A 22,876-nucleotide genomic window follows, 5' to 3' on the forward strand; every position below is an offset into this window, starting at 1 on the left:
GTCTACCCCGAAGCGTAGCGGAGTCGCCGAAATCGACGCCAGCGACACACAATGCTTGCAGTCACTCGGCCTTAGTCGGACCGTAGGCGCCAAGCTTCGGTTAGCGAGATGGCGCCGGACCGGGCGAGCTCCAGAGCGGCTTGGCTCAATGTGGTCATGCCTTCAGCCACCGCAATTTGCTGAATCACCGAAGCGTCGACGCTGCTTTGGATCAGACGCTGAACTTCAGGTGAGATCACCAGAAGCTCATAGATCGCGCGCCGCCTGTGGATACCGAGACCATCGCAATGCGCACAGCCTTGGCCGTGATAGAACACCTCGGTCGGGGCAACACCCAACGACTCGCGGATGTGTGGGATCACTGGCTCGACGGTCTTGCAATGCTGGCACGTGAGCCGCGCCAAACGTTGTGCCATGACTGCCAGCAGCGAGGCGCGCAGGAGGTACGCTTCGACGCCCAGATCAAGCAAGCGGGTAATGGCGGTCGCCGCCGTATTGGTATGCAACGTGGACAACACCAGGTGACCCGTCAACGCGCTCTCGACCGCAATGCCGGCCGTCTCGCCGTCGCGGATTTCACCGACCATGATCACATCCGGGTCGTGGCGCAGGAAATTGCGCATGGCACTCGCAAATGTAAAGTTCGCGGCGCGATTGACCTGCATTTGCTGGATGTCCTCGATGAAGAACTCGACCGGGTCCTCAATCGTCAGCACATTGATGCGTTGCCGACGCAGCTCAAGCAACATCGCGTAGAGCGTGGTCGACTTGCCGCAACCGGTTGGCCCGGTGGTCAAGAACATGCCATGACTGCGCGACATCACATCGTCCAGCCGTTGGCGATCGCGAGCGCTGAGTCCGAGTTGATCGAGCGCGCGCAGGCTCTCGCGAGTATCGAGGAGGCGAATCACCACGGATTCACCAAACACCGCTGGCAGCACCGAGACGCGAAGATCAATCTTGCTGCCATCGGGCATCTGGAAGCGGGTCCGGCCATCCTGGGGTCGGCGATGTTCGGCCAGATTCATCCCTGCGATCACTTTGACGCGCGACACGATCGCCGGCAGTAATGCCCGCATGAAGCGGCGCACTGGCACGAGCTCGTCGTCAATTCGATACAACACATCGGCCCCTTGCTCGCCCGGGCGGATATGGATGTCCGAAGCGCGCCGCGCGGCAGCTTCGGCAATCAGATCGGTGACCAACCCGACGACTGGCTTTTCCCGCGCCAGCCGCTCCATCTCGCGCTCGCTGTTGCTCAGGTTAGGGTCGAGACCGAGCTGGCGGGCAATGGCCACATCCTGATCATGATCATAAAAGTGCGCGATGGCTTCCCGCATGCTGTGCGGTGTCGCAAGCAGGGGCACCACGCGGTCAGACATCAGAAAATTCAGTTGCTCCAGGGTGCTGCTGTTCTGGGTGTCCTCCAATGCGACCCCGACCAGCCCCCGAGCCTTGCTCAATGGCACCGCTCGCAGCTGCCGGGCACGTTCTGGCGTCAGATCATCGGCGGCACCGTGGTCGTCAAACGTCCGCAGCCGGACAATTGGGTAACCGAGACGCGTGGCGAGATCGAACCGTGCTTCATCAGCATCATCGCCATCATGCAACCAGCTGTCCCGATCGAGCCATGCCACACCGTCTCCTGCGTCGGGAGGGTTCGGGTAGTGCTCCAAATAGTGGCGAATCGCACCCATCGAGCGCAGGATCAAGGCGCGGTCAGTGTTCCCCTGTAGCATCGCTTCAACGCTTGGCCGAGTTGCTTGCAGTATGGCGAGATGTCGGTAGGCCCGCGCCGTGGCTTTGTCAAAGACTTTGGAAAGCGTGAGCTTGTCGCAGTTGTTCAACAAGTCATTGCGAGTCGGTTGCATTCGAGACGAAACTCGACTCAACCAATTCGCCAAAGCCGCGCGCCTTTTCCCGCTTCCACGCGCGTGGAAGCGGGCTGGGGAGAGGGCTACTTGCGACGATGCCCGCGCGACCAACCCTTCAACGCGATCCAAACAAGGACGGACATCGCTTGCCATGACGCGCTTGCATTCGGGCGTCGAGTGCGCGGAGTAACAGCTCGCTTCGGGCGCGCTGTTCGGCTGCACTGGTCTTCCCATCCGATGGCGGCAGATAGACGATCTGGCCGGAAGCGGCCACTTCGCCGACTGGATTGGTGAGCTGACGGTCGGTACGGACTTCGACGGTATCCGGGTCGGTATCAGCCGGCGTGTCGCGCACCGCGCCTGGATCGAACTGATAGCGCGTCGCCTTTGCGAGCGCCGTGCGCTCGGCGATACAGTTTAAGGCCGCGTGCGCGTTAGTCAGACTCAGCATGGCGATTAGGCTCGTGCCCAGCAACACGTGACGCATCGTCTGCATTTCTGACTCCTGGAGCCTGCCGTCCCTGGACCTTGCCGAAGCCGGCAGCGGCGGTCAAGTGAATGGTTGCTTCAGAAACTCAAGTAGTCCTGAACCACGATAAACACAATCCGGACCAACATGCCAGCAAGACTCACATAGCTCAGCACCCTGCCAATGTGCGCCAATTTGCCGAGCGTTGCCGCGCGACCACCGAGGCTGATCGCCCATGCGATCAATCGAGCATCCTGCGCAAAGACGGTCGGCGCCCAGGTCGACGTTCGGCGCTCGGCGGCGATCTTCTGGTTGGCCGGCTCTGAACGGCCTTGTGCGGTGCGGTGCAAGATGAAGAGCGACACAACACTCAAGGCCTGGCCGAGGCCAAAGATGAGGGCGCAAGCAACAATCAGCCAAGGGTTAGTCATGAATCTGGGGCTCTGCGCCCGAACATAGGCGGGACTCAATACGAGCGTGAACGTCCAGGTATGCGTTGTTCAGGACCCTACTAATGATCAGCCCCCAACGCCATCACGTCGGCGCTCGTGCCAGCAAACGCATCGCGATAGCCATGAAACGTTGCGTACGCCAACCACGGCATGATGAGTCCCAGCCCCACCATCGCGGTCGCAAAGCCAACGGCCGTCAGCGCGACGATGAGCGCGGCCCAAACCATTGCCGCGGGCTTGTTACGCAGCACGGCGTTGATGCTGCTCAGGCAAGCGGTCACCATGTCCGTATCGCGATCGGCAATCATCGGTAGCGAGAATGCGCTGACAGCAAACGTCAGCGCTGCAAACAACGAGCCGATGGCCGAGCCGATCAGCAGATACTCGATCAGGCTTTGCAGGTTGCCATCCTCAACCGGCACGAACGCCGTCACCATCATGCCGGCCCGCGACCAGATCATGAAGATGACGAGTTGGATCAACGCGAACACGCCGGCGTGCCCAGCAACGCGGCGCGCGATGGCGAACGAATCCGCGAGCTTCGGCGTGCGGCCGTCCAGACGGGCACGGCTGACGGAGTACAAGCCGACACCAATCAATGGCGCCAGATAGACGAAGCCGGACAGCAACGCCGTCAGCAATGCGAAGCGGCCCAGTTCGTATGCCATCACGGACATTGCCGCACTGCCGACAAAGATCACCACGCCGAATACAGCACTGAGCCCGGGCGTTGCGCGAAGATCCTGCCAACCGAGAGCCAGCCAGCGGAACGGCATCCGCCAATGCAAGTCGCGCGCTGGGAACACCAGCGGCGGCGGCGGGGTCTCGGCCGCGTTTTCGGTGGGCTCAGACTCGGTCTCGTGCTGGGTCATCATGTGACATCTCCTGGGTACCGGCCTTTGCGGCTGGCTCCGACGGCTACGGCGAACGTCAACGCAAGCCTATCGCTCTGCGGCAAGGGTGCCAAGCGTGGCGATCATGCGCGATTTCAACGACGGCACAGTGTGGCAAGTAGCCCTCTCCCCAGCCCTCTCCCACTCGCGTGGGAGAGGGAGCATTTCTCCCTCCCCCGCGTTCGCGGGGAGGGCCCGGGGAGGGGATACTTGCAATCAGGAACATCGTCTCGCTTGTGCCACCGGAAACGCCATTCCTGACATCACGTTGTCAGGAGCATGGCGGCAAGATTCACGCCGGACACCACCAAGCGGAGACAAACCATGCTGACCCTGCATACTTTCGGACCGGCTTTCGGTCTGCCTGATCCGAGCCCTTTTGTGACCAAGGCCGAAGTGCTGTTGAAAATGTCCGAACTGCCGTACCAAACCAAGGTGGGTGACGTGCGCAAGGCACCCAAGCACAAGCTGCCGGTGCTGGAGGACGACGGCCAATTGGTTCCCGACTCGACATTCATTCGCTGGCATCTGGAGTCGCAGCACGGCGTTCGGTTCGACTGGGCCTTGAACGCGGAGCAGCGTGGCGTGGCGTGGGCCTTGGAGAAAATGCTGGAGGAGCACTTGTACTGGGCAATTGTCGAGGCACGCTGGATGAACGACGACAATTTCTTCAAAGGGCCGGTGAATTTCTTCAAGAGTGTTCCGGCGCTGATGCGGTCGTTCGTGGTGCGGAAAATCCGCCAGGACGTCAAGCGTCGCCTCTGGGGGCAAGGATTCGGCCGGCATACGCGGCCCGAGATCGAGCAGCTGGGCAAGGCGAGCCTCGACGCGCTCGCGGGGATATTGGGCAGCAAGCCCTATTTGTTTGGCGAGGAGCCCTCGGGCGTGGATGCCACGGCCTACGCGTTCGTGGAGAGTGCCCTGTGCGAACTGTTCGAAACCCCGATCCGCACGCATGCGGAGTCACTCGCGACCCTGGTTGACTACCGCTGGCGAATGCGCGCACGCTTCTACCCGGAACTGATGCCCCATGCGCAACGTGCTGCTGCCTGAAACCCCACCACCAACCCGCCTCGCCGATCTCCGCAATATTGGCGCGGCCATGCTCAAGGACTTTGCCGTGCTCGGCATCCAGAGCGTGGCCGAGCTGGCCCGGGCCGACGCCGATACGCTGTATTGGCAGCTGCAGGAGCGCACGCAGATCCGCCACGACCCGTGTGTCTGGGACACCTTTCGGGCAGCGATTCACCAGGCGCAAACTGGCGAGGCGCTGAATTGGTGGCGATTCACGCCCGAGCGCAAGGCTCGTCAGCAGGCGGGCCAGTTTCCGCGCTGGCCAGATCAGGGCTGAGCCAGCATGCGGCGCGCCGAGCGGTTGTTCGAGATCGTCCACTATCTGCGCGGCCGCAGGCTCACCACGGCCGCGCAACTGGCCGAGTGGCTGGAGGTATCAGAGCGCACGATCTATCGGGACATTGCCGACTTGCTGAAGTCCGGCGTGCCGATCGATGGCGAGGCCGGCGTTGGCTACCGGTTGCGGGCCGATTTTGATTTGCCCCCGTTGATGTTCAACCGGCACGAAATCGAAGCCCTGGTGCTGGGCGCACGAATGGTCGAGTCCTGGGCGGGCCCGGGGCTCGCCACCGCTGCCCGTTCGGCGATCGCCAAGATCGCTACCGTCGTGCCGGGGGACCTGCGCGTCAAACTCGAATCCACCCGCATGTTCTCGCCAGGATTCTTCGTCGATCCGGCGCTGAGTGCCCGCATGGACTTGCTGCGCCAGGCGATTGACCAGCGCCAGAAGCTCACGCTTCGGTACGTCGATGTCGAGGGTCGGGCCAGTGAACGCGTCGTGCGCCCACTCGGCCTGTTTTTCTGGGGCTATTCCTGGACTCTGGCCGCCTGGTGCGAGCGCCGCGAGGACTTCCGCAACTTCCGTCTTGACCGAATTCAGGATGCAGCACTGCGCGCCGACCGCTTTGTCGATGCGCCTGGCCAGGGGCTTGCCGACTACCTCCGCGTGGCGGCCAGCGACTCCGGCCGGGACTGCCTGGAGCCGCCGAACGGGACCTGAGCCCAGTCCGAGCGCCCCCGCAATCATCTGCCACGGCGCCGCCCCGCGTTTTCACGTTGCCCTTGCTACCATGAGGGTTTGCTGGAACCGTGCATGCGCCGCTGGTTGAAACGACTGCTGATATCGCTCCTGATTGCCTTGGCCCTGTTGGCCGCGGTCGTGCGCGTACGTTACGGTGGTGGCGGGCCCTATCCGGACCTGAGCGGCCCGCCGTTGTTGCCCGAATCAGCGCTCGAAGTGGCGGTCCAATTTGATCAGCCGATCGGCAACGTTGCCGTCGATGGCAATGGCCGCGTCTTCTTTACGGTGCATCCAGAGTCTCGACCGGTCGGTGACAAATTGTTCGTATCGGACCAGGGCCAGATTCGCCCGTTTCCAGCCAGCGCCCAGCAGGCCGCGCATTTCCAAACCCCGCTCGGCGTGCGGATTGATCGGCAGAACCGCCTGTGGGTCATCGACCACGGCAACCATGGTTTTGATACGCCGCGTCTGACGGCTTGGAGTCTCGATAGCGGTGAGCTGGTGCACGAATTCAGGTTTCCGGCTGATATCGCGCCGAAGGGGTCATTCCTGCAGGATCTGGCCATCGACAGCCTGGGTACGACTGTGTTCATTGCCGATGTGGCGTTTTGGGCGAAACGGCCGGGATTGGTCGTCTACGATGTCACCAGCCAATCGGCCAAGCGTCTACTCGAAAACGATCCGTCGGTGCAGCCCCAGGACTACGTGATCCGCACGCCCAGCAAAACGATGACGTTCTTTGGCGGGCTGGCGGCGCTCAAGGCTGGCGTTGATGGCATCGCGTTGTCGCGCGATGACGCCTGGCTCTACTTCGGCGCGATGAATCACGCCAATCTGTACCGGATTGGCCGCCTCGATCTGATCGCCGCGGCGGGCGATTCGCCAGCATTGGCCAAAGCCGTGCAGGACATGGGGCCCAAGCCGCTGAATGATGGGCTCAGCACCGATTTGCTCGGCAACGTCTACATCACCGATGTCGAACATGGCGCCGTGTTCCGCCTCGACCCCGACGGGCATTTGGACACGCTGATCCAATCGCCGCGCATTCGCTGGGCGGACGCGCTCAGCTTCGGCCCCGATGGCTGGTTGTATCTGGCGGACAGTGCGATCCCCGAGCAGATGCTGCGGAGCCAAGCGTATATCGCGAGTCAGGCGCCGTATTTCATCTACCGCTTTCAGCCGGGCATTGACGGAGTGCCAGGACAATGAGTGCCGTAGCGATTCGGGGCGTCAGTCTGGATTTGGACGATACGCTGTGGCCAATTTGGCCGACGATCCAGCGCGCTGAAGCGGCGCTCGACGCCTACCTGCGACAACACGCGCCGCGGGTGCAGGCCGAATGGCCGATCGAACGCTTGCGCGCCTTGCGCGATGAAGTGGCTGATCGGCATCCCGAGCTGGCGCACGACTACACCGCGCAGCGTCGGATCACGCTCCGGCATATTCTGGAATTGGAGACCGAAGTCGATCTGCTGGTCGAGGGCGCGTTCAACGCGTTCTATCACGCACGGAACGAGGTCACGTTCTACCCCGACGCGGTGCCCGCGCTGAATTGGCTCGCCGAGCGCTTTCCGCTGGTCAGCTTGACCAACGGCAATGCGGATCTCGACCGCGTTGGCCTCGGGCACTATTTCCGCGCCCGCGTCGGCGCGCGGGAAGTTGGTCACGCAAAGCCGCATCGGGCAATCTTTGATGTCGCAGCGGAGTCGCTCGACTTGCCGCACGCGGCAATCGCCCATGTCGGTGACGATCCAACGCTCGACGTATTGGGGGCGCTGGAGGCCGGCATGTTCGCCGTCTGGTTGAATCGCGACGGTAAGCCGTGGCCACACGCTGACCAACCCCATTTGGAAATTCAAAGCCTGGCCGACCTCTGCAATTACCTGGCCACGCCACAAGACAAGGACGCTTCATGACGCCCACGCCCCTGATTCCGATTACTGCCAACAGCCTGCCCGCCTTGTTGGCGAGCTTGAGCCCGGCCCAGCAGCAGTACTTGCATGCGAGTGGCTTCCGGGCCGTGCCGTGCACGTTCTGCTATCTGCCTGATGCCTCGGGTCAATTGACGATGGTGCTCGCCGGCATCACGCACAAGGACGACCTCTACGCGCTGGGTCATGCGCCGCTGATGCTGGCGCCGGGCGCGTATCAACTTGATACGCGCTTCGAGGCAATTGATCCGGCAGTGCAACAGCTGGGTTGGTTGATCGGCAGTTACCAGTTCACCCGCTATCGAAAACCGCGTCGTGATCCCGCGCAGTTGGCAGGCTTGGTGGATCCGGAAATCGCCGATCTCGCCCGCGCCGTGGCCGCAACGCGCGACCTGGTCAATACCGCGCCGGAGGATTGTGGTCCGGCCGAACTGCAGGCGCATGCCGAGGCGCTGGCGGTCGAGCATGGCGCGACTGTTCGCGCGGTCGTTGGTGATGCATTGCTGACCGAGAACTTCCCGGCGATTCATGCCGTGGGTCGCGCCAGTCCGCGTGCGCCGCGACTGATCGAACTGAACTGGGGCGATCCCAAGCACCCGAAGCTGGCGCTGTTGGGCAAAGGCGTGTGCTTTGATACGGGCGGCCTGGACATCAAGCCGGCCGATGGCATGCGCTGGATGAAGAAGGATATGGGCGGCGCTGCGCACGCGTTGGCGCTTGCCGAACTGATCATGCGCCGCAAGTTGCCGTGGCGGATGCAGCTCCTGATCAGTGCCGTCGACAATGCGATTAGTGGCAATGCGTATCGACCGGGGGATGTCATCAAGACCCGCGTCGGCAAGACCGTTGAAATCGACAACACCGACGCCGAGGGTCGGGTCGTGCTGTGCGACGCAATCACCTATGCCGCGGAACAAGCGCCGGACCTGATTGTCGATTTTGCGACGCTGACCGGCGCCGCCAGAATCGCACTGGGCCCGGACCTGCCGCCGGTGTTTGGTAACCGCGACAATCTCCGCGATGCGTTGGTCAAACTCTCACACCAGGTGCAGGACCCGCTATGGCCAATGCCGCTGTGGGCGCCCTATCAAGACATGCTCGCGTCCAGCGTGGCCGACTTTGCAAACGGTGGCCCGAGCCGACACGCCGGTTGCATCACCGCGGCGTTGTACCTGCAACGCTTCGTGCCGGATCAGCTGCCCTGGCTGCATCTCGACACGTATGCGTGGAACGACGGTGATCGCCCTGGGCGCCCGCGTGGTGGCGAGGCGCTGGGCTTGCGCGCCGTCTACCAACTTCTCAAGCAGCGCGCCTATTGACCATTGCGCTCAGCCCGGCTGCTTGAGCGCGAGGGCAATCAGTTCTTTGCCGGTCAGCGATGCCGTCCGCCCAGGCTGACGGAAGCGATACGTGCAGATGAAGCAATCGCCTTCGAGCTTGCGCTTCGCATCCTTGAGCTGCGTGATGCGCAGATAGTGCGCACCGCAACTCAGGCAGCGCTCCAGGGCGAGTACGCCCTCCTGATACTGCTGTAGCGCATAGAAAAACAAGTCGGCACTGATCCCATGCTCGGGCGACCGGGCTTCCAGCGTGCGCAGCGCACGCACGAAGGGACGGGAGTCATAGAACGGCTCGGCCACTTCCCGCGCTTTCAGATAGGCATGGACGAACACGCTGCAATGCAAGCGCAGATGACTGTCGTCCTGCAGGCGCTCGATCGAACCTGGCTGTCGCCCGGATTTTCGCGCGCCCACATCGCGATCGGTCAGAATCTTGACCGTATGCGGCGGCATGCCCGTCAGCGTCACCACGGCGCTGGCACGCAAGCCACGCCGCACCAATTCGGTCGCAAAGGCCAGTTGCTCGGAGTCCTCGATCTTCGCCGAGGCGCGCGTCACGTTCTTGCTGATCCGCTCCCTGAGGCTCACGACCAACGCTCCAGATCAAACGAATTCGCGGTCGTCGAACAAAACAGCAGATGCTGCACTTCCTGCTCGCTGGCCTCCGCCTCGATCAGCATCGCGATCACTTCGATGTTCTGCACATCCACGACCCGGAATTCCGGACGCAGACTGAGGATCAAATCCTCCAACTGATCAATCGACGCGTCGCGAATCAGCGGCAACAGTCGCCGATGCACATTGAACTGAACGGAAGCCTGCACCAAGTCCGAGTCGGCCTGCGCGCGCAGCGTGTGCCAGTAGTGGAGATTGAATTCGCGCTCCTCAGCAGCGAGTTCGCGGCTGCCAATGCTCGGCGCCACAAAGCTTGGATCTTCGAGAAACCGCAGCAGCAAGTCACGATCGGCCGGCACAAACTGCGCGACTGGGACCCGCGCGAGCACTTGTATGGCTGGCGGCGGCAACCGGGCAATGCGGTGGATCAGGCGCTTGGAAACGCCAAATTGCAGCGCGGCCTGTTTGATATCGACACGCGCAAACTCCCGCATCAGCGTCCAGCCGCGCCGATTCAAACTGTTCAGATCATGGATCCAGCGCTGGCCGAGCAAAGCCTGCCCCTGTCGTTGCCTGCAGAGAAGAACCCGGATCGTACCGAATGGGTTTTCCCGGAGGCAATGGTGGCGCCCGCCGACGCGTTGCCATTGCGGTGTCTTCTGGGTTCGGGCTAGGCTCCAGGCCGACTCCGGCCCGACATCAACATCATGAGCATCATTGCGGCCTTGCGGACGTCCAAAAGAGTTTGGCTGACCATCCTGCTGGTTCTGGCCTGGGTCCTGGTGTTGGCGTTAGCCGTGCATGGGGTGGAACGCGCCGCCCGGCCAGAGGCCATGGACGCGCGTGATGCCGTGCAGTATCAGTGGTTGGCCGGCGATGAAGGCGATCCGGTGGCAACCGATATCCGTGAGGCCGTCCGGCAAAGTCTCGAAGGCTACGTGGTGGACGTCCCCGAAGGTGCCAGCAAGATCCGGTTTCTGGTCAATTTCGAGCTGGCCGATACCCGGGCGCCACAAGCGCTGTATCTGGCTCTTCGCGAGCAGGTCAGTGAGATCCGACTCAATGGCCAGATCGTCCAGGCCGCCGATCCCGTACCGAAATTGGCGGGTCTGCTGACGTCCGAGCCGGCTTACTATCTCTTGCCGCCGCGCTTGTTGCGCGTGGGCTCGAATCAGCTCGAAATCGACAAGGAAGCGGTCGGCTACGCGGTGGCCTTGTCCGAGTTTGCGACCGGCCCAGCCGATGCACTTGCGCAAACGTTTCGGGTGCGCAATTTTCTGCTGACGGATCTCGCGTTGATCGGCGTTGGCATTCTGGTGTTCACCTTTCTGCTGTGCTGGGTCGTGAACTGGCCGGACGACGATCGCCCGCGTATTCGCGCGTTGATGCTCCTGCTCGGTGCCAGCGCGGTGTCCACCGCGTTCCTGACGTTCAGCCCGCCGTTCCCCATGAACCTCAAGGTCTTCGTCGCGATCTGGACTGCGCTGAATCTCGCTTTCGCAGTCGCGATTCTTGGCTACGTGCTGCACGAGATCCGCGTGCCGGCAGCGCTCGTCCGCCGCGTCCATGTCACATGGCTGGTGCTGCAAGGCATGTGGTTGCTGGCTTTGGGTCTGGTAATGGGGTTCGCCGACAATCCGCAGTGGGGATTCATCAAGCTGGTCAACGCCAGTTATCTGCTGGTTTGCATGGCTGGCATCGCTGGCATGTTTCTGCTGGCCAACGCCGTGGTTCGAGACCGCGGCCGGGCGCTGATGGAGCGCAGCGTGCTGGCGCTTTGTCTGGGCGCACTTGTGCTGGACCGGTGGGGCAGCATCGCAGACCTGCATTCGCCGTTTGATGCACGCTTGCCGCTGACCTTGCCGTGGTCGCCGATCGTCGGCGCGCTGATGGGTTTGGCAATGGTCTTTGCGCTGGCGCGCGAGGCCACCGAGGCGCGCCGCACCGTGATCGACGCCAATCGGCAACTGGCCGAGCGCCTTGCCGTGCGCGAGGCCGAGCTGCAGGCGAGCTATGCCGAACGTACGCAGATGCAGAAGCAGGCCGCGGTCATGGCCGAGCGCGCGCGCATTGTCCGCGACATGCACGATGGCATTGGCGGCAAGCTCACCGGCCTTCGCATGCAGGCCGACACGTTGTCCGGCCCCACACTCGCATTGGCCCTCGATGACAGCCTGACCGACCTGCGCCTGATTGTCGATTCGCTGGACACCGCTGAGGATGGCCTCAGCGACGCGTTGTTTGCGTTTGAACGTCGATTGCGACCGCAAGTCCAGGCGGCAGGCATGCGCTTGCAGGTCGACTATGGCCACGATCAAAGCCAGGACCGATTCGGACCAAGGCGGACACTGCAAGTGCTGCGTCTGTTGCAGGAAGCGGTGACGAATGCGATCCGCCATTCGGGCGGCAACAGCCTCCTGCTCAGCACACGCAGCCAGTCCGATGGCCAGATCGAAATCATCGTCGAAGACAACGGCCACGGTTTGGACGCGGGTGCCGAACCCGGTGTGGGCACCGACAGCATGCGCCATCGTGCCCGCGCGTTAGGGGCGCGACTGGACTGGAATTCGAGTGCGCAAGGCACACGCGTCTGTCTGCTGGTGTCGACCCGAGTGGACGATGCCGCAACCGGGACCGATCCCATCGTTTGACCGAGTGCTCCGTGCCTCACATAAATCTGTGATCGGCACTATGTGATTCGCCGCAACCGGGCCGACTCAACACTAGCGACTGAAGACTGCATCCCCCTGATGCACCAAGACTAGAACATGAGCCGCTGCCAATTTCTGCGCACACCCAATGCAAGCCTGACTCAGGCCAACGTGGACGTTCAGACCTGCATCAAGTTCGGCACCTGTACCGATACCGTAAGCCGCCACCAAACACACGCGCGCCCGAGTTGGCGCGAGCCATCCCTCGCCCAGATCGCTGCTGCATGGGCTCAGAGGCGCCTGCCGCTCGCTTTGCTTGGCCTCTCAATCAGCGTGGTCGCCGACGCCCACTACGCCAATGGCTTGGCCGATCTTCGCATGATCTCAAGCCCTGTCACGCAGGGTCAGAATGCCCGAGCGGTTGCCTCGCTCGGCGACATCACTGGCGATGGCTTCGTCGACTTCGCGCTCGGCGTGCCGGGCGAAGACTTAGGCGGCACAGCGCCTGGTGCAGGCGGTATCTCGATTTTTCCGGGTAATGGCACAGCGCCGAATCCAGGGGCCGGCTCGATCTTTCGACTCTATGGCGTTGACGCCGGCGAGGCATTCGGCAGCAGCCTTGCCGGGGTGGGCGATCTGAACGGCGATGGGATTGGTGATTTCGTCGTCGGCTCGCCGACGTTCGATGCACCCGGCGCGGTCGATGCCGGCCGCGTCCGGGTGTACTTCGGGCAATTGGCCACGAATCCGATGCTGGTGGCTGAGATTCGCGGCACCCAGGCGGGCAGCCAGTTTGGCTTTGCGGTAGCAGGTGCTGGTGACCTAAATGGTGACGGATACGCTGATCTCATGATTGGTGTGCCGTATTACGACGACAACAACCGCGTCGACTCCGGCCAAGCGCAGATCTTCTTTGGTGGTACGGGGACCAACTTCGATACTGCGCCCGATGTCAGCCTGGCACCGACGGCTGCAGGGAGCCGCTTTGGCGCCAGCCTTGCAAGTGCCGGCGACTTCAACGGCGATGGTCTGGCCGATTTTGTGGTGGGGGTGCCCAATGCCTCAGTCGGGCAGACCGGTGAAGGTGCGGGGCTCTTGTATCTGGGCATAGTCGGCGGCGTTGACGTGCTGGCTGATCTGGCCTTCGAAAGTGACCAGATTGGTGCCGGCATGGGTGTTGCGGTCGCTGCGGGTGGGGATGTGAACGGCGATGGGTTGTCGGACATCGTTCTCGGCGTGCCGCTCTATGACGACGGCCAAAGCAACGAAGGCGCTGCGTTCGTCTACTTCGGCGGCACGACCCCAAACAACACCGTTGACCAGATTCTGCAGTTCAACGTGGCCGGTGAGCTCAGCGGCGCCAGCTTGGACTTGGGTGACACCAATGGTGATGGCTATGCCGATCTGGCAATCGGCGCGCCGCTGGCAACTGATTATGGGATTGGCGAGTTCGGCAAAGTGCGCGTGGCAACGGGCAGCAGCACCGGACTCGGTGCCGATACCTTTGAAACGCGCGGTCTGAGTAGCACCACCAACGCTGGTCACTACGGCGCGGCCGTTGCGTTTGCCGACTACAACGCCGATGGCTTTGCTGAACTCTTTGTTGGCGCGCCCGATGAAAATGCCACCGGTCGCCCAGGCCAGGGGTTTGCCTATCTGGTGCGCACGGACCGGCGTCTGTCCACCACAATCGATGCAAACATCGCCGGCACCCAGGCCGGTGCCCAGCAAGGCTTTGCGGTTGCCAGCGGCGACTTGAACGGCGATGGATTATCGGATTTGGCCGTGGGGCAACCAAACTTCGACACCGCGAATGCGAATGCCGGCCGGGTCGAAATCTACTATGGGACGCTGGGCGGATTTGACGCCACGCCCGACGTGTCCCTGACCGGCAATGCAGCCAACGTGCAGTTCGGGCGGGCGCTCGCGATCGGCGATTTCAATCGCGATGGCTACGGCGATCTCGCCGTCGGGGCACCCATACAAGCCAGCAATGGCGGCGAGGTGCATCTCTACTACGGCAACGCCGGGACCTTGAACACCGCGGTCGACCGGGTCCTCAGCATCGCGCAGACCGGCGCGCAATACGGCGACGTGGTGGCAAACGCCGGTGACCTGAACAGCGATGGTTACCCGGAACTCGCGATCGGCGCGCCATTGGCCGACATCGGCGGCGCCAGCAATGCCGGGGTTGCCTACTTCTACCTTGGTGGCCCATCGGTGATTGCCGTGACGCCATTGGAACTGCAAGGCGCCGTCACGGAGTTGCGGATCGGGCGTAGCCTGGCCGCAATCGGCGACAGCAATGGCGACGGCTTCAACGACATGGCGGTGGGCGCAAAACTGGGTACCAGCGACACGGGTCAGGTGCGGGTCCTGTTCGGTAGTGCCAACTTCGACACGATCAGCGATCAGACCCTCAACGTTGGGCTCTCTGGCGCCCGCTGCAGCGAGGGTCTCAGTACCGCGGGCGACATGAACGGCGATGGGTTTTCTGATCTCGCCGTCGGTTGTCCTGGTGCTTCTCAGACCACGACAAACGAGGGGCTGGTGGCCCTGTACCTGGGGTCGCCGACCGGGTTTGGCACGGCTCCGAACGTGTCGTTCCTGCCCACGCTGAGCAGCGGGGAATTGGGCCGTGCGCTGGCCGGCGGCACCGATCTGGATGGTGATGGTTTTGCCGATCTGCTGATCGGCCAGCCGTTCGCGTCGTCAGGTGCGAACAGCAACAACGGCGGCGTACGTTGGCAACGCGGTGCGGCGACGGTCAGCGCGACCGCGGGCCCGCAGGTCACGGTGGCGACGAATGACGTCCGCGTCGGCAGTTCGCTGGCGACCGGAGATGTCGATGGCGATGGCTTTGCCGACATCATCATGGGAGCACCCGGTACGGCGGGTGGCGCATCGGCGATCGGCGGCTTTCATGTGGTGCATCCCCTTGGCACCGGTCGAAATGCCAGTGCGCAGCAATTCCGGAATCCGACCAACGCGCTCGACTTCAATGGCAGTACTGATTCGCCGATTGGAGCATTCATCGCCCTCGATGGTCAGGCCGTGCGTGGTCGCGAGCGAGTTCGGCTCGAAGTACAGTGGTGTCCGAATGGCCGGCCGTTCGGAAGCGTCGGCTGTTTCAGTGCCACGAGCGGCACCTGGGACGACTTGGGGAACGGCAGCCTTTCGACCCTGAGCGTCGCAGCGGTGCAAACCTTGACGCCCGGCACCACCTACAGCTGGCGCGCCCGCCTCCAATATGCGCCGATGACTATCACCGCACCTGGGATCGTTGCGCCAACGAGCCCTGCTCGCGTGAGCCCTTGGCGGCGGATGCGCGCGAGTGGCGGGCAAAGCGATCTTCGGACCATTGTCGATGTCCTGCTCAAGGATGGTTTCGAGTAGGCTCGCCAAATGCGCCAATTTGAGGACTCTGAACACGTGCGGAGTCGATGCGGGTCTGATTATCCAGGATGGACTTGTTCAGACCCTCTCCTGATGTGCGACCCATCAATGCCAGGAACTGAGCATGAAGCAACGCGTTGCGATCATTGACGATGACTCCGAGGTTCGGCATCGAATTGCGGACCTGATGGCCGACAGCGATTCGTATCGCCTCGCCTGGACCGCACCGAATCTACAAACGGCGCGTTTGATGCTGAGTCAACCCTTCGATTTGTTACTGCTCGATCTCGGCTTGCCTGATGGACGCGGTTCGGTGCTGCTGCCGTCGATTCGGGCGCTGATGCCCGCCGCACTCGTTCTCGCCTTTACGATTTTCGATGACGAGGCTAACGTCATCGAGGCGATCGAAGCGGGCGTCGATGGCTACCTGTTGAAAACTGCCGATGCGCGCGTTCTGGTCGACGCCTTGGATAGCGCCGCGCGCAACGAATGCCCGATCTCGCCAGCGGTCGCTGGTTTTCTGTTCAAGCGCCTGCGCCGGCAGGAGCGGGCGCAGCCGGCAGCGGCCCAACGGCCGGCACCGGACTCGGCCCACATCATGCAGTTGACTGCTCGTGAGCGCGATGTCCTGGAGGCGCTCGCGCGTGGCATTTCGTATCGGGAAGCGGCCGAAGGGCTTGGCATGAGCGTCAATACGCTCTCCCATCACGTCAAGAACCTGTATCCAAAGCTCGCGGCAACCTCGCGCTCCGAGGCGATTTTTCACGCGGTTCGCGACGGCATCATTCGACTCGATTCCTGAGCCGGGCGACCCACGCATCGATCGTGGTCGATGGTACGGGTCGCATGTGATCTGGGCTCTGTGATTCGCAGTGGCTGGCTCATCGTGCAGACTTTGCCCTAGGTAACGCATTCATTGATGCGTCGGGATCTCGCCATGAGTCGTCAAAATCGATGCCGTGCTGGAAACACGTTGCTTCTGGTCACATCCACGCTGGTCGGACTGATCACTAGCACGCCATCGCAGGCGTACTATGCAAACGGATATACCGATGTTCGCATCAACCCGCAGGGCGTCGAGCAGGCCCGCAACGGTGCTGCAGTGGCCGCACTCGGCGACCTCAACGGTGATGGCTATACCGACTTTGCGACCTCCGCGCCCAATGATGATTTCGGCGGCATTCTGCCAGGGGCGGGCGGCCTATCGGTGTTCCTTGGCACCGCCGAGCGCTGGGTCACGGGGCGCACAGCGCACACCCGGCTCTTTGGCACACAAACTGGAGAGGCCTTCGCGAGCGCCGTCGCCGGTGTTGGTGATCTGAATGGCGATGGTTATGCCGACTTTGCAGTAGGTGCTCCGATGTTCGATCTGTCCGGCGCCAACGACGCCGGTCGCGTGCGCGTCTATTTTGGGCAGCCGAATGGAATCCCGGCATTGGCGGGCACGCTGCTGGGTGTCCAGGCGGGCGGCCAATTCGGATACGCAGTTGCCGCCGCGGGTGATCTGAACGGCGATGGCTACGCGGATTTGCTCGTCGGTGCGCCGCTGTACGACGATACAGGTCGCGTCGACTCAGGACAGGCGCAGATCTTTCTCGGCGGTGCCGGCACCAGTTTTGACAACACGGCCGATGCCGCGATGGCGCCTACCGCAGCGGGTAGCCGGTTTGGCACCAGCGTGGCGAGTGCCGGAGACTTCAACGGCGATGGCTTCGCCGATTTTGTGGTTGGCGTGCCGAGTGCCAGCCTAGGCCAGACTGGCGAAGGCGCCGGACTCCTCTACCTTGGCGTGACCGGTACGATCGACACCATCGTCGACCTCACATTTGAAAGCGACCAAGCCGGTGCGGCACTCGGTGTCGCGATTGCCGCGGGTGGTGACGTCAATGGCGATGGCTATTCCGATGTGGTGCTCGGGGCCCCTCGGTTTGATGACGTCCAGTCTGACGAGGGAGCGGCGTTCGTCTACTTTGGCGGCATGAGCCCAGACAGTGTTCGGGATCAGATCCTGCAGTTCGATGTTGCGGGCGAACTCGTTGGCAGCAGTCTTGATCTCGCCGATACCAACGGCGATGGCTATGCCGACCTTGGGTTGGGCGTGCCGGCAGCCACTGACTTTGGGATCGCTGGCTTTGGCAAAGCGCGAATCATTACGGGGGGCAGTAGCGGACTTGGAGTCGACATGTTCGACGTTCGCGGCAGCTATACCACGACCAACGCCGGTCGCCTGGGCACTGCCCTTGCCTTCGCCGACTACAACGCAGACGGATTTCCCGAATTGCTCATCGGCGCACCGAACGAGAACGCGCCCAATGCAACGGGTCAGGGTGCTGCTTACCTGGTGCGGTCCAATCGGCGGCTGGCGACCGCAATTGACGCCAGCCTGCCTGGCCTGCAGCCGGGCGCTCAGCAAGGCTATGCCATGGCCACCGGTGATCTGAACGGCGACGGATTGTCTGACCTCGTCGTAGGGCAGCCTCTGTACGACCAGAGCGCCGTGGATACGGGGCGCGTCGAAATCTACTACGGCACGCTAAACGGACTTGATCCCGATCCTGATCTGAGCTTGATTGGCGCGGTCGCCCACGCACAGTTTGGGCGCGCCTTGGTGATCGGCGATTTCAACCGCGATGGCTACGGTGATCTGGCGATCGGTGCGCCAACGCAAACTACGAATGGCGGGGAGGTACACCTCTATCTCGGATCGGCATCTGCGTTGGATACGACGGTCGACCGAGTGCTGAGCGGCCCGCAGATCGGCGCACAGTTCGGCGACACCCTTGCGAACGCTGGCGATATGACTGGTGATGGATACCCGGAGCTTGTAGTTGGCGCGCCGCTTGCCGATGTCAACGGCACCGCCGATGCAGGGATCGCGTACTTCTACCGAGGCGACCCGGCTGGATTATCAGCCATGCCGCAAGAGCTTCGAGGCAGTGCTGTCGAGATGAAACTCGGCCGAAGTCTTGCGGCTTCGGGCGACGTCAATGGCGATGGCTTTAATGATCTCGCGGTGGGGTCTAAAGAGGGTGCGAGCGATGACGGACGCGTCCGCATTTTGTTTGGTGCCGAATCTCTCGACATGCAAGTCGACCAAATTATCGACGTCGGTCAGTCAGGCGGACGATGCAGCGAGGGACTTGCCGGCGCCGGCGACTTTGATGGCGATGGCTATTCGGATCTGGTGGTTGGCTGCCCAGGCCCCACACAGGCCAGCGGCCAGGAGGGTTTCGTCGGGTTGTACCGTGGCGGGTTCGGGCTCGGCCTGTCGAATCAGCCCGCCCAGCAGTTCCTGACCACGCTCCCAGCGAGCGAGTTTGGTCGGGCTATCATTGGCGGTGGGGATATCGATGGCGATGGCTATGCCGATGTCGTGATCGGCCAACCCGCTGCGAGTACAGGGGGTCGCACAGCCAACGGCGCGTTGCGCTGGCAACTCGGCAGCCCCGATCTGGATGCCGATTCGGGCACAGAGATCAGCATTCCGGCCGATCACCTTCGGCTCGGGAGCGCCCTCGCCATGGGTGATTTCGACGGCGATGGATTTGCCGACATAGCTGTTGGCGCGCCAGGTGCGACCGGTGGCGCCGCCTCTGCCGGCAGCGTACACATTATTTCGGCCAACGGCCCTGGGCGCACCACGCGAGCGCAACAGTTTCGGAGTGTCTCGGTGCCGCTCGACTTCAACACTGGCACCAGTGCCGACAACCGCGTTGCCATTGCCATGACTGGTCAGGGCACTCGCGGGAGCGAACGTGCGCGGCTTGAGGCACGAATTTGTCCAAATATGCAGCCATTCGATGACTTGAATTGCCAAACAACCTATAGCGACTGGTTCGAGTTGCCGCGGGAAGATCCGTCGATGGTTGCGGTGGCAAGCTTTCCGCCGCTTTTGCAAGCCACGACATATCGCTGGGCGGCGCGCCTGCAATTTGCTGCGATCACGAGTCAGCAGGCGGGCATCATGCTGCCCGAGCACATCGCGAACGTTGGGCCATGGCGACGGATGCGCGCGAGCGCTGAGCTCAGCGACCTACGCACGACCAACAATGTACTGCTGAGCGATGGCTTTGAATGAGTAAGCCGGCGGCCAGTTGGGCAGAAAAAAAGAGGCGGCCCGAAAGCCGCCCCTTTAATTGCTTTGTGCCACCTAAAACCGGGCCGAACGCCGGTGATCGGACACTTAGGGACGGTCTGAATAAGTCCATCCTGGACTTTCAGACCCGCACTGAGTCCGGCACATGTCTGGACTCAGTGCTCCAGAATCAAGCACTTGCGTGCTCGATTCTGGGCGGGTCATCCATTGACCGCATCGCCTCTGAACTTGTTCAGAGGCTCCTGAGCTGTTCGCTACGTTCAGATCGTCTGTCGACGCACCCAGGCAAAGCCCAGGAAGCCCAGGATCAGCGCGAACAGACCAAGGCTGTTCAGCACCGGAACGGACGTTTGCGCGCCGACCAGTACCTGGAAGCCGCAGTTGCCAGCGTTCGTGGCGGCATCGGTTGCGCTGCACGTGACGCTCGTGACGCCGGTCGAGAAGATCGAACCACTCGCCGGAGCACAAGTCGCTGCGCCGACGCCCGGACAATTGTCGGTCACGACCGGGGCCGTGAAGTTGACCGTTGCACCTTGCTGAGAGGTCGGTTGGGTCGCGATGTCGGTCGGGCAGGTCATCACAGGTGCTTCGGTGTCGTTGACCGTCACCGTAAAGCCGCACGTCGGGCCGGCTTGCGCGGTGCACGTCACGTTGGTGACGCCAAGCCCGAAGCTGTTGCCGCTGGTGGCATCACAGGTGATCGTGCCGCAGCCCGGGTCGCCGGTTGGTGCGGCGAAGGTCACGGGCGACGCGCAGGTGCCGGCGGCCGTGCTCGACGAGACGTTTGCCGGGCAGACAATGGCCACGCAAGGTGCCGTGCCCAGAACGAAAGCCAATGCCGAACTATCGATCGAGCCGGTATCGCCAGCCAGGTCGTCCGACACTGTCAGCGTCCACGTGCCGTTCGGGTCCTCTCCGGTGAATGCGGACATCGACTCTTCGGGCACGAGGTTCGCCGCCGTCACGAGATTTGCGTAGACATTGTCAGTAGTCGTGGTCGCAGCATTGTCATCCCACAGGGTGCCGTTGAAGACATTGTCGTTGCCAGCACCATTGTCGGTGGTCAGAGTCACGACCGTGCCAGTTGGCGACGTCAGCGTGATGTCCATGTCCGCCGCGAACGTGTGCGTGATGTTGGTGGTCAGCGTCGTGTCGACGATGACCCCAGTCAGGCCACTCACGTTGATCGTATGCGTGGTCGTCGCGACATCGGCAATCGCTACCGGGGTCGTGTTGACGAAGCCGGTCGCCGGGGTCAGCGTGGGAGAAGACGTCAACGTGTGCGCATCGATCGTGAAGCCATCGATCGAACCGGTGTCGCCGGCCAGATCGTCGGTCACTGTCAGCGTCCAAGTGCCGTTCGGGTCTTCACCACGGAATGCGCCCAGGCTGCCTTCCGCAACCAGCGGCGTCGCCGTGGTCAGGTTGACGTACACCTGGTCCGTGGTCACGCCATCGTTGGTCGTGTACGGCACGGCACCCGCCGGGTTGGCGTCGTCGTCGAAGAACGAGCCGTTGAACACGTTGTCGTTGCCGGCGCCGTTGTCAGTCGAAATCGTGACGACCGTACCCGCTGGCGACGTCAGCGTGATGTCCATGTCGGCTGCGAACGTATGGGTGAGCAGCGCCGTCAGATCAACGTCCCACAGATACGTGCCAGCGCCCGCGATCGTGAGCGTCGACGTGTTGGTCGCGACGTCATTGATCGGCACGGGGGTCGAATTGGTGGCCGACGTCGTGGTGACGGTCATGCCGGACGGCGGGGTTGGGCCGCTGCCAGTCGGAACGCGCGCGACCGTACGACGGTTCGCTTCATACGAGCGCGTCGGATCGTCTCCGCCCATTCCGTTTTGCAGGTCTTTGAACTGACTTTGCAGCGACGCAATCTGAGCCGCGGTATCAACGCCCGTTTGCTGCTTCAATGATTCGATTTGCGCGGCAATACCACGCATCGTTTGATAAGTCGCCAATTTCTCAGGATTGGCATTGGCCTGCGTGGCCAACAAGGCCAGTGCAAGTATCGACAGCTTTTGAATCTTCATGTGGTGTGCCCCGTCTAACGTCATGTCCCAGAAGTACCGGGCGGCCCGGTCCGAGCTGCAATGTAACGGCAATTTCACAATCGGGCAAATGGAATCCGAAGGACCTGCCCCGCCTGCTTGCACGACGATTTCCAGCGCAACCGCTAGATTCGTATAAAAGGTATATTAAACAATGTATTAGGGAAGCACTGAGGTTCCAATCATCCGGCCATGTGGCACTGCACAATTAGTTAGCGTGCCGCCTCCGCACCGATTTGCCGGGCCAATGTCTCAGCAGCCTCTAGCCATTCGGCCTCCTTCTTGCGGTAGTAGGCAGGGGCCCGCTTGGCCCGTGTCCGCATATCCTGAACCACCGCGAGCGCATCGGCCGGGCGCCCTTGTTGCGCGAGCAACTTCGCATACCGAAGCCGTCCTTCCTCACCCGGATAACTGGATGCGAGCACCGCAAATTCTTTCAGCGCGGCGGGGTATTCGCCCAGTGCTTCCAGGCAGCGTGCGTAAAGCAAATGGCCATCGTGGGATTGATAATCGGGATTGGCCGCGATCAATGCCTCCAGCACCTGTCGGGCCTCGGCGAACTTCGCTTGCTCCGCCTGTGCCTCGGCGAGGCCAAGCATGAAGGTCGGATCAGTTTGATAAGGGCCGGTCAGGCATTCCCGAAACAGCCGTTCGGCATTGACGAAATCGCCCAACTGCAATGATTCCCGCGCGAGTGCGCTCCGATTCTCCAGACTATTGTTGAGCGCGAGCTGATCGGCAATCTGCTGGCGCCGCCGTTCTGGGTTGATCCGATCCGCTACCGCACGCACCGTGCGTCGCGCGCTCGGGTTGTTGCGAAGTTCCGGCAGAACTTCCACCACGAGGTAAGCGACGCCGCCGATCAGCGGCAGCATCACAATAATCATGATCCAGTAGAGATTCCGTCCTGTCTTGGCCACATGAATGGCCAGGATGATCTGCAATAACAGCGAAATTCCGGCAAGCAAAGGCATGGCGCAGTTCCAATGAGAAGGCAGCAGGGA

Annotated in this window: 18 protein-coding genes; 10 read left to right on the forward strand and 8 right to left on the reverse strand. The window is 62.3% G+C overall.

Annotation, left to right across the window (positions count from 1 at the left end; all coding sequences use genetic code 11):
• Nucleotides 1-71: 71 nt before the first annotated feature.
• The 4 genes from C7S18_RS20865 to C7S18_RS20875 all read right to left on the reverse strand — a co-directional run bounded on the left by C7S18_RS20865 (nt 72) and on the right by C7S18_RS20875 (nt 3,670).
• Nucleotides 72-1,871, reverse strand: a complete 1,800-nt coding sequence (locus tag C7S18_RS20865; protein ID WP_170113399.1) for a GspE/PulE family protein — start codon at nt 1,869-1,871, stop codon at nt 72-74.
• 118 nt (nt 1,872-1,989) lie between these two features.
• Nucleotides 1,990-2,370, reverse strand: coding sequence for a hypothetical protein (locus C7S18_RS24300; RefSeq protein WP_146152049.1), 381 nt, complete (start codon nt 2,368-2,370; stop codon nt 1,990-1,992).
• A gap of 71 nt (nt 2,371-2,441) precedes the next feature.
• Entirely contained in the window at nt 2,442-2,774 is a 333-nt protein-coding gene (locus C7S18_RS20870; RefSeq protein ID WP_106893388.1) for a hypothetical protein, read from the reverse strand.
• An 80-nt stretch (nt 2,775-2,854) separates the two neighbouring features.
• Complete coding sequence (locus C7S18_RS20875; RefSeq protein WP_106893389.1) at nt 2,855-3,670, reverse strand: DUF2189 domain-containing protein; 816 nt, start codon at nt 3,668-3,670, stop codon at nt 2,855-2,857.
• A gap of 342 nt (nt 3,671-4,012) precedes the next feature.
• On the opposite strand from C7S18_RS20875, the gene C7S18_RS20880 reads away from it, so the two are divergent.
• The 6 genes from C7S18_RS20880 (at nt 4,013) to C7S18_RS20905 (ending at nt 9,033) form a co-directional block, all read left to right on the forward strand.
• The gene (locus C7S18_RS20880; protein ID WP_106893390.1) at nt 4,013-4,741 is read left to right on the forward strand and encodes a glutathione S-transferase family protein; all 729 of its coding nucleotides are present in this window, start codon (nt 4,013-4,015) and stop codon (nt 4,739-4,741) included.
• Entirely contained in the window at nt 4,719-5,039 is a 321-nt protein-coding gene (locus tag C7S18_RS20885; RefSeq protein WP_106893391.1) for a helix-hairpin-helix domain-containing protein, read from the forward strand. The genes C7S18_RS20880 and C7S18_RS20885 overlap by 23 nt, the downstream gene beginning before the upstream one ends.
• A 6-nt stretch (nt 5,040-5,045) precedes the next feature.
• Nucleotides 5,046-5,762, forward strand: coding sequence for a helix-turn-helix transcriptional regulator (locus C7S18_RS20890; protein ID WP_106893392.1), 717 nt, complete (start codon nt 5,046-5,048; stop codon nt 5,760-5,762).
• A 93-nt stretch (nt 5,763-5,855) separates the two neighbouring features.
• Nucleotides 5,856-6,992: an L-dopachrome tautomerase-related protein gene (locus C7S18_RS20895; RefSeq protein WP_106893393.1), complete on the forward strand. Its 1,137-nt coding sequence runs from the start codon at nt 5,856-5,858 to the stop codon at nt 6,990-6,992.
• Nucleotides 6,989-7,699: an HAD family hydrolase gene (locus tag C7S18_RS20900; protein ID WP_106893394.1), complete on the forward strand. Its 711-nt coding sequence runs from the start codon at nt 6,989-6,991 to the stop codon at nt 7,697-7,699. Before C7S18_RS20895 ends, C7S18_RS20900 begins: the two co-directional genes overlap by 4 nt.
• Nucleotides 7,696-9,033, forward strand: coding sequence for a leucyl aminopeptidase family protein (locus tag C7S18_RS20905; protein WP_106893395.1), 1,338 nt, complete (start codon nt 7,696-7,698; stop codon nt 9,031-9,033). The genes C7S18_RS20900 and C7S18_RS20905 overlap by 4 nt, the downstream gene beginning before the upstream one ends.
• 9 nt (nt 9,034-9,042) lie before the next feature.
• On the opposite strand, the gene C7S18_RS20910 is transcribed toward C7S18_RS20905, so the two are convergent.
• Entirely contained in the window at nt 9,043-9,642 is a 600-nt protein-coding gene (locus C7S18_RS20910) for a FlhC family transcriptional regulator (protein ID WP_170113400.1), read from the reverse strand.
• The gene (locus C7S18_RS24610; protein ID WP_170113401.1) at nt 9,639-10,223 is read right to left on the reverse strand and encodes a hypothetical protein; all 585 of its coding nucleotides are present in this window, start codon (nt 10,221-10,223) and stop codon (nt 9,639-9,641) included. The genes C7S18_RS20910 and C7S18_RS24610 overlap by 4 nt, the downstream gene beginning before the upstream one ends.
• Before the next feature lie 153 nt (nt 10,224-10,376).
• Here C7S18_RS24610 and C7S18_RS20920 point away from each other — a divergent pair, with 153 nt between their 5' ends.
• The 4 genes from C7S18_RS20920 (at nt 10,377) to C7S18_RS20935 (ending at nt 19,794) form a co-directional block, all read left to right on the forward strand.
• Nucleotides 10,377-12,320, forward strand: coding sequence for a sensor histidine kinase (locus tag C7S18_RS20920; protein ID WP_106893398.1), 1,944 nt, complete (start codon nt 10,377-10,379; stop codon nt 12,318-12,320).
• Between the two features lie 117 nt (nt 12,321-12,437).
• On the forward strand, nt 12,438-15,716 hold the full coding sequence (locus tag C7S18_RS20925; protein WP_106893399.1) for a beta strand repeat-containing protein: 3,279 nt from the start codon (nt 12,438-12,440) through the stop codon (nt 15,714-15,716).
• A 124-nt stretch (nt 15,717-15,840) separates the two neighbouring features.
• A complete protein-coding gene (locus C7S18_RS20930) occupies nt 15,841-16,518 on the forward strand; it encodes a response regulator transcription factor (protein ID WP_106893400.1) in 678 nt (225 codons plus the stop codon).
• A gap of 135 nt (nt 16,519-16,653) precedes the next feature.
• Nucleotides 16,654-19,794 (forward strand): FG-GAP-like repeat-containing protein, encoded by a 3,141-nt coding sequence (locus C7S18_RS20935; protein WP_170113402.1) that lies wholly within the window; start codon nt 16,654-16,656, stop codon nt 19,792-19,794.
• Between the two features lie 278 nt (nt 19,795-20,072).
• Here the strand turns inward: C7S18_RS20935 and C7S18_RS20940 are convergent, their stop codons facing one another.
• Both C7S18_RS20940 and C7S18_RS20945 read right to left on the reverse strand, forming a co-directional pair.
• A complete protein-coding gene (locus C7S18_RS20940; protein WP_170113403.1) occupies nt 20,073-21,854 on the reverse strand; it encodes a proprotein convertase P-domain-containing protein in 1,782 nt (593 codons plus the stop codon).
• Nucleotides 21,855-22,084: 230 nt separating this feature from the next.
• Nucleotides 22,085-22,846: a tetratricopeptide repeat protein gene (locus tag C7S18_RS20945; RefSeq protein ID WP_106893403.1), complete on the reverse strand. Its 762-nt coding sequence runs from the start codon at nt 22,844-22,846 to the stop codon at nt 22,085-22,087.
• Nucleotides 22,847-22,876: the final 30 nt, after the last annotated feature.

Source organism: Ahniella affigens, from assembly GCF_003015185.1.
Lineage (GTDB): Bacteria > Pseudomonadota > Gammaproteobacteria > Xanthomonadales > Ahniellaceae > Ahniella > Ahniella affigens.